Genomic DNA, 7,948 nt, shown 5'->3' on the forward strand with positions numbered 1-7,948 from the left:
CCTGTGCTACCGGGGCTGGCCGCTGCGCGCAACCACGGTCCGCGCACGCTGTCCCGGAGGCGGGACGGCGTGCGCGGCCGCCCTTCGTCGGGGCCGTGAGTGGCGCGTGGTGGGCCTTCGGGGGTTTGGTGCGTGGTGGTGCTGGGCTGAAGTGGCTCGGGAAGGCCGTGCGGGCGTGATGCAGGGCTGGCCGAGCTGAGACGGCCGGGGAGGTTCGCACCGCGGCGGCTTGGACTGTGCGACGGAGGCTTGGCCTAGTGGAGCGTGATGCCTGCGGGCTTGGGCGCTGCCGGTGGCTGCCTGGGTGTCAGCCGGGGTGCTCCGCGAGTCGTGACGTCTGACGGGAGCGGCGCTCGGCTGGTGCCGTCGAATCCCGGCGAGGTCGCGTGGCGTCGGGCCGATGCTGCCTGGATGGCCTGGTGGTGCGCGACATTGCCGATCCCGGGCAACTCAAGCCGGGTGGCGGCGTGCGTCGCGGAGAGTTGCGTGGCGGGTGTGCTGACGGTGCCGTCGGGATGGGGCCGGGGCTGGATGGCTTGGGCGCGCAGGGCTGTTGTCTTGCGAATGTCTTGTGAAGCGGCGGTCTGGAACAAGAACGGCGCGCGCCGGAACATCTGCGGGGCCGACGCGGTTCACACTGGAATGGCGGTGCGGAGGAACACTGGCGAGCTGGAGCAGCTCAAGCCGGAACCGTCGCGCGTCCGAAAAGCTTGGCTCGCCCAAGAACCTTGGCTCGCCCAAAAAACTTGGCCCGCTCAAAAAACTTGGCCTGGCCAAGAACTTCCGCGCGACCAAAAACCTCTGCCCACCAAGATCAGTGCCGACAACCGGCGGCCCGCGGCTGAACAACCGCGACTCAGGGTTGCTGTGTCGCACCAGCCGCGGTGTGGGGGCGTGGAGCCGCACCAGACGCGGAGCGGGGGAACTGAACCGCAACCCCAGCGTGCTGAATCGCGATCCGGGCCAGCTGATCGACCGCGCGCGGCCGAATCAGGAGCGGTCAGCGCGCGTGCTGGACACCGGCACAAGCGGAGCAGGGCTGGAACGGCTGTCGCGGCGCGGGTTTCGGTATTGGGGTCACAATGGGGGACATGAACACCGAAGTCGCTGACCCGCTCGCTGGTTACGCGGGGTTCGCAGCGGCGTTGCGCGAGTCGGGCGTCGCCTGTGACGCGCGGCGGGTGCAGGCTTATCTGTCCGCGGTGGCGAAGGTTGATGTTGCTCGGCCGACGCAGCTCTACTGGGTCGGGCGGTTGACCCTGTGCTCCGATCCCGACGACTTGCCTCGCTACGAGGAAGCCTTCGCGCGGTGGTTTGAAGGCGACGACAGCCCTAGGGCGACCGCGGGGACTCCGGTGCGGAAGCAGGCTCGGATCGCTCCGCTCATCGCGGCCGGCGGCGACGGGGACGGCACCCAGGAATCTCACGACACGCTCCGGGTCGCGGCCAGCGATCATGAGGTTCTCCGGCATCGGGATCTCGCCGAGCTCACCAAAGCTGAGCGGGCGCATTTGCGGGAGTTGCTCGCGACGCTGCGACCGGTCTTGCCGCGGCGGCGGGCGGCGCGGCGGACGCCAGCGCATCGCGGGGCGCTCGATCCGGCGAGGACGCTCCGAGCCATGCTCGCGTCCGGGGGCGAGCCTGTTCGGCTGGCGCATCATCGCCGGGGGACGCGGGCGCGGAAAGTCGTGTTGCTGATCGACGTTTCCGGCTCGATGAGTCCGTACGCCGACGCGTTGCTGCGGTTCGCGCACGTTGTCGCGCGGGCGGCGCCGATGTCAGTCGAGGTGTTTACGCTGGGTACTCGGATGACGCGGGTGTCTCGTCAGCTCAGGCAGCGCGATCCGGAGCAGGCCATGCTCGCCGCCGGCACCGCGGTGCCTGATTTCGCTGGTGGGACGCGGCTTGGCGAGACGCTCCGGGTGTTTCTCGACCGGTGGGGGCAGCGCGGGTTCGCGCGACGCGCGGTAGTCACCGTGTTCTCCGACGGGTGGGAGCGCGGCGACGTCAGCTTGCTCGCCGAACAGCTTGGCCGGCTGCGCCGTCTCGCGCACGCCGTATTCTGGGTGAATCCGCACGCAGGGCGCGAGGGTTATGCTCCGGTCCAATCCGGCATCGTGGCCGCCCTGCCGCACATCGACCGGTTGCTGGCCGGGCACAGCCTGGCGACGTTGGAACGACTCCTCGGGGAGATTGCCGATGCGTGACGTACTGGACGACGTGTACCGCCGCTGGCAGGCGGGCGAAACGGTCGGGCTCGGCACGGTGGTGGCCACGTTTTCGTCGGCGCCGCGGGCTCCGGGCGCGTCGATGATGGTCGCGCCGGACGGCACGGTGGTCGGGAGCGTGTCCGGCGGTTGCGTCGAGGGCGCGGTCTACGAGCTGGCCAACGACGTCGTCGCCGAGCGGAAGCCGGTTTTGCAGCGCTACGGCGTCAGCGACGACGACGCCTTCGCGGTCGGGCTGACCTGCGGCGGGATCATCGACATCTACGTCGAGCCGGTGGACCGCGCATCGATGCCGGAGCTGGAGCGCGTCGTCGAGTCGGTGCGCAGCGGCGATCCGGTCGCGGTCGTCACGATCGTGGAGCACGAGACGCCCGGACTGGTCGGCGAGCACATGATCGTGTGGCCGGATCGGGTCGAGGGGTCCCTTGGCTCGTCCCGGATGGACGATGCCGTCGCCGACGACGCGCGCGGGCTGCTCGCCGCTGGACGCACCGGGACGCTCCATTACGGACCGGACGGGCAGCGTCGCGGCGAGGGCATGGCGGTTTTCGTGAACTCCTTCGAACCGCCGCCGCGACTGCTTGTGTTCGGTGCCATCGACTTCGCTGCCGCGATGGCACGGATGGGTGCTTATCTCGGGTATCAGGTGACGGTCTGCGACGCGCGTCCGGTGTTCGCGACCAGCAGCCGGTTCCCGGAGGCGCACGACGTGGTCGTCGACTGGCCGCACCGCTACCTGAAAGCCGAGGCCGACGCGGGCCGGATCGACGCGCGGACGGCGATCGCAGTCCTCACGCACGATCCGAAGTTCGACGTGCCGCTGCTGGAGGTCGCGTTGCGGCTCGACGTCGGGTACGTCGGCGCGATGGGCTCGCGCAAGACGCACGACGACCGGTTCTCCCGGCTCCGCGAGGCGGGGATCACCGAGGGCGAGCTGGAACGTTTGTCGTCGCCGATCGGGCTCGACCTCGGTGCGCGCACACCGGAGGAGACGGCCGTGTCGATCGCGGCGGAGATCATCGCGCTGCGCTGGAGCGGCACCGGGCGGCGGCTGGCGGCGTTGACCGGGCGGATTCACAGCTGACCGGGCGATTCCGCGGGCGCTGACCGGGCCGGGGTGCGGCAGCTAGAGCTGGCGGGCCGGGGTGCGGCAGCTAGAGTTGGCGGGCCGGGGTGCGGCAGCTCTAGCTGCGCTGGGCGAGCCGGGGCGCGGCTGGGCATTCCGGTGGCTCGCGGGCGGCGGGGACCGGATTCGGTGGCTGGTGGGTGCCGGGCGGGCTGGCCGGACACGGAGTTGAGCTGGAAACCGGGCGACGCGGCGGGTGCTGCGAGGACCAGTGCCCTGCGGGAGTCGCTGCTGGCAGGAAGTGCGGTGCCAGGGCGAGCCCGTTTGGGCCGGGCTTGGGAACCTGCTCGGCAAGCGCAAGCGGGAACAGCGCATCCCCCGCAGCCGCTAGAAAGGCGCCACCTCGAACCGGCCCCAGGCCGAGATATCAGGCAACCTCGCCGGGCAACCAGCACGACACACATCAGCGACGCAATCCGCCGGGAAAACCCCTTCCAGCAACGAAACCCGGTGAACCCCCGACCCGAAACCCCGCCCCGTCGGGAAGATCCGCCCACCGCCCGAGGCGGCCGAAAAATCACCCGTCCGGCTTCACGCATTTGCGCATCAAAGCCACCGAAATCACCGCATCTGCGGAGCCGCCCCCGCGACCTGCGACATCAGGACTTGTCCACGCGCGACAGGCGTAGCACGCTCCCCTGTGAGGCCGATCACGATCGCGCCTTGGCCGTTCCCGAACCGGCCCGCCGCCTCCGCCGGGGCTGGCGGGCATTTGCACTTGGAGGCCTTTGATGCGCATCACCGTCACTGTCGACGGCACGAAATACACCGATGACGTCGAGCCGCGCACCCTGCTCGTCCACCACTTACGGGAACGCGTCGGGAAGGTGGGCACCGTCGTCGGGTGCGACACCAGCAACTGCGGCGCGTGCACCGTCCATCTCGACGGGCACAGCGTGAAATCCTGTTCCGTCCTCGCCGTGCAGGCCGACGGATGCGAGGTCACCACCATCGAGGGGCTGGCCCGCGACGGCCAGCTGCACCCGGTCCAGCAGGCGTTCCACGACAATCACGCGCTGCAGTGCGGGTTCTGCACGCCGGGCATGATCATGCAGTCCATCGACCTGCTCGCCGACAACCCGGACCCGGACGAGCAGGCCGTTCGCGAGGGGCTTGAGGGCAATCTTTGCCGCTGCACGGGTTACCAGAACATCGTGAAGGCGGTTCGCGACGCGGCGAAGCACATGAGTCCTGGTGCGGGGCCGGAAGCCGAGAAGATCGATCAGCCCAACCACGTCGGCGTGGGTGGTGAATGATGACTGCCACGATCGAGCCCGAGGTAGGAAAATCCCGGCGCCGCAAGGAAGACGAGCGGCTCATCACCGGGCGCACCCGGTGGACGGACAACATCGCGTTGCCGGGGATGCTGCATCTCGCGGTGCTGCGCAGTCCGCTGGCGCACGCGAAGATCGTTTCGATCGACACGTCGGCGGCCAAGGAAGCTGCTGGTGTCGTTGCCGTTTACACCGCCGCGGACCTCGACCCCGAGGGTGCGATCGGCATGCCGTGCGCGTGGCCGATCACGCCGGACATGGCTGCGCCGCGGCGTCCGGTGCTGGCCTCGGATCGGGTGAATTTCGCTGGCGAGGGCGTGGCTGTGGTGGTCGCGCGGTCGTCCGCGGAGGCGCATGACGCGCTCGAAGCGATCGAGGTCGAGTACGAGGACCTGCCGCCGGTCCTCGACCTGGAAGCCGCGCTCGCGGAAGACGCGCCGCTCGTGCACGAGGAGCTGGGCAGCAACAAGAACGCGTTCTGGGTCTTCGATTCGGCCGAGGCGGGCACCGGCGGCAATGTCGAGGAAGCACTGTCCTCTTCGGAGGTCGTGCTGAAGCGGCGGTTCCGCCAGCAGCGCCTGGTGCCCGCGTTCATGGAGCCGCGCGCGTGCGTGGTCGACCCGACCGGCGCGCAGCTGACCATGTGGTCGGCCACCCAGGTGCCGCACATTCTGCGCGTCATGTCCGCGCTGACGCTGGGCATCCCCGAGCACAAGCTGCGCGTGATCGCCCCGGACGTCGGCGGCGGGTTCGGCGGCAAGATCGGCGTGCTGCCCGAGGAAATGATGTCCGTGCTGGTCGCGAACAAGCTCGGCAAACCGGTGAAGTGGAACGAATCCCGGTCCGAGACGATGCTCGCCGCGCACCACGGCCGCGACCAGATCCAGGACATCACGATCTCGGCGAAGGCCGACGGCACGGTCACCGGGCTCAAGGTCGAACTGCTCGCCAACCTCGGCGCGTACAACGGCCTGGTCGGGCCGGGCGTGCCGATCCTCGGCGCGTTCATGTTCAACGCGATCTACAAGATCCCGGCCTACCACTTCGCCTGCACCAACGTGTTCACCACGACCACGCTCACCGACGCCTATCGCGGCGCGGGGCGTCCGGAAGCGACGTTCGCGATCGAGCGGATCATGGACGAGCTGGCCGACGAGCTGGGCATGGACCCGGTGGAGCTGCGCGAAAAGAACTGGATCAAGCACGAGGAATTCCCGTTCACCACGGTTTGCGGGCTCACCTACGATTCCGGCAACTACGAGGCCGCGACCGAGAAGGCGAAGGAACTTTTCGGCTACGACGCGCTGCGCCGCGAGCAGAAGGAACGCCGCGAGGCGAACGACCCGGTGCAGCTCGGCATCGGGATTTCGACGTTCACCGAGATGTGCGGGCTCGCGCCGTCGCGGGTGCTGGGGTCGCTCGATTACGGCGCTGGCGGCTGGGAATACGCGTCGCTGCGGATGTTGCCGACCGGCAAGGTCGAGGTCACGACGGGTGCGTCCGCACACGGCCAGGGGCACGAGACGGCGTGGAGCCAGATCGTCGCCGACCAGCTGGGTGTGTCGTTTGAGGACGTCGAAGTGCTGCACGGCGACACGCAGTCCTCGCACAAGGGCCTCGACACGTACGGTTCGCGTTCGCTGGTCGTCGGCGGTATCGCGATCGTCAAGGCCGCCGAAAAGGTAGTCGCGAAGGCGAAGCCGATCGCCGCGCATCTGCTGGAGTGTTCGGAGGACGACCTCGAGTACTCCGGCGGCAAGTTCACCGTGAAGGGCACGGATTCGTCGACGACCATCCAGGACATCGCGCTCGCGGTGTTCGCCGCGCACAACCTGCCGGACGGCGTCGAACCCTCGCTCGATTCCGATGCCACCTTCGACCCGGAGAACTTCTCCTTCCCGCACGGAACCCACTTGTGCGCGGCCGAAGTGGACACTGAAACGGGCCAGGTGAAACTGCGTTCGTACGTCTGTGTGGACGACGTCGGCAAGGTGGTCAACCCGCTGATCGTCGAAGGCCAGGTGCATGGCGGGCTCGCCCAGGGCATTGCGCAGGCGTTGTTCGAGGAGGCCGTGCACGACGAGAGCGGCACGCTTACCACCGGCACGTTCGCCGATTATCTGCTGCCCTCGGCGGCCGACCTGCCGTCCTTCACCACGGACCGCACGGAAACGCCGTCGACCACGAACCCGTTGGGAGCCAAGGGAGTCGGCGAGGCAGGCACGATCGCCTCGACGCCCGCGGTGGTCAACGCGGTGGTCGACGCGGTGCGCCAGTTCGGGGTGAACGACATCGAAATGCCGCTCACGCCGATGCGCGTGTGGAACGCGGTGCGGGGCGGCGCCAGCAATGCCGGCGGACCCGGCGGCGAGGCCGGCGGCGGTCTCGGTTCGATCGACGCCTCCGGAGGTGCCCAGTGATCCCCGCTCCGTTCGACTACGTCGCTCCGTCCACGGTGGACGAAGCCGTGCAGGCGCTCGCCGCGGCGGGCGAGGACGCCAAGGTGCTGGCGGGCGGGCAAAGCCTGCTGCCGGTGCTGCGGATGCGCCTTGCCGCGCCGACCACGCTGGTCGACCTCGGGAAGATCGCCGAAATGCGCGGGGTGCGCGAGGACGGCGACGCGCTCGTGGTCGGTGCGATGACGACGCATTACGAGGTCCAGCGCGACGCGTTGATCGCCGAGCACGCGGCGTTGGTGAAGGAGGCGACCGACACCGTCGCGGATCCGCAGGTGCGCCACCGCGGCACGTTCGGCGGCGCGATCGCGCACGCGGACCCGGCGGGCGACCTGCTGGCACCGGTGCTCGCGCTGGACGGCGAACTGGTGCTGGCCGGTCCGAACGGGCGGCGCACGGTGTCCGCGGCGGAGTTCTTCCAGGACTACTTCACCACCGCGCTGGCTCCGGACGAGCTGCTCGTCGAGGTGCGGCTGCCCAAGCACACCGGCTGGCGGGCGCACTACGAGAAGTTCAACCGGGTCGCCCAGGCCTGGTCGATGTGCGCGGTGGCGGCCACCGTGCGCACCGAGGGCGGCGTGATCGAGGAAGCCCGGGTGGCTTTGACGAACATGGGCGCGACGCCGGTCCGCGCGACTGCCGTCGAGCAGGCGTTGCTCGGCGCGCAGGCCAACGCGGACACGATCCGGGCGGCCGCCGCGCACGCGGCCGAGGGCACCAACCCGGTCGCGGACGGCAATTCCGACGTCGAATACCGGCAGCACCTCGCGCGGGTGCTGACTGGGCGTGCCGTCGCGGCGGCGGTGGGCGCCTAGCGGACCGGCCGTGAAGGACTCCTTGGGGGAATCTGAGTCCCCCAAGGAG

The 7,948-nt window shown here is 69.5% G+C and carries 5 protein-coding genes; all 5 read left to right on the top strand.

Going from position 1 to position 7,948, the window contains the following annotated elements:
- Positions 1–1,091 precede the first annotated feature (1,091 nt).
- The 5 genes from ACFXI3_RS34735 to ACFXI3_RS34755 all read left to right on the top strand — a co-directional run bounded on the left by ACFXI3_RS34735 (position 1,092) and on the right by ACFXI3_RS34755 (position 7,899).
- On the top strand, positions 1,092–2,207 hold the full coding sequence (locus tag ACFXI3_RS34735) for a VWA domain-containing protein (protein ID WP_378405359.1): 1,116 nt from the start codon (positions 1,092–1,094) through the stop codon (positions 2,205–2,207).
- Positions 2,200–3,312, top strand: coding sequence for an XdhC family protein (locus tag ACFXI3_RS34740; RefSeq protein ID WP_378405361.1), 1,113 nt, complete (start codon positions 2,200–2,202; stop codon positions 3,310–3,312). The genes ACFXI3_RS34735 and ACFXI3_RS34740 overlap by 8 nt, the downstream gene beginning before the upstream one ends.
- A gap of 773 nt (positions 3,313–4,085) precedes the next feature.
- Positions 4,086–4,610, top strand: a complete 525-nt coding sequence (locus ACFXI3_RS34745; protein ID WP_344285937.1) for a (2Fe-2S)-binding protein — start codon at positions 4,086–4,088, stop codon at positions 4,608–4,610.
- The gene (locus ACFXI3_RS34750; protein WP_344285938.1) at positions 4,610–7,048 is read left to right on the top strand and encodes a molybdopterin cofactor-binding domain-containing protein; all 2,439 of its coding nucleotides are present in this window, start codon (positions 4,610–4,612) and stop codon (positions 7,046–7,048) included. The genes ACFXI3_RS34745 and ACFXI3_RS34750 overlap by 1 nt, the downstream gene beginning before the upstream one ends.
- Positions 7,045–7,899, top strand: coding sequence for a xanthine dehydrogenase family protein subunit M (locus tag ACFXI3_RS34755; protein ID WP_344285939.1), 855 nt, complete (start codon positions 7,045–7,047; stop codon positions 7,897–7,899). Before ACFXI3_RS34750 ends, ACFXI3_RS34755 begins: the two co-directional genes overlap by 4 nt.
- Positions 7,900–7,948 lie beyond the last annotated feature (49 nt).

Source organism: Amycolatopsis sp. NPDC059235, assembly GCF_042754125.1.
Taxonomy (GTDB): Bacteria; Actinomycetota; Actinomycetes; order Mycobacteriales; family Pseudonocardiaceae; genus Amycolatopsis; species Amycolatopsis albidoflava.

Coding starts and splice junctions, on each gene's coding strand:
- ACFXI3_RS34735 (WP_378405359.1), top strand. CDS start 1,092: ATGAACACCGAAGTCGCTGACCCGCTCGCTGGTTACGCGGGGTTCGCA.
- ACFXI3_RS34740 (WP_378405361.1), top strand. CDS start 2,200: ATGCGTGACGTACTGGACGACGTGTACCGCCGCTGGCAGGCGGGCGAA.
- ACFXI3_RS34745 (WP_344285937.1), top strand. CDS start 4,086: ATGCGCATCACCGTCACTGTCGACGGCACGAAATACACCGATGACGTC.
- ACFXI3_RS34750 (WP_344285938.1), top strand. CDS start 4,610: ATGACTGCCACGATCGAGCCCGAGGTAGGAAAATCCCGGCGCCGCAAG.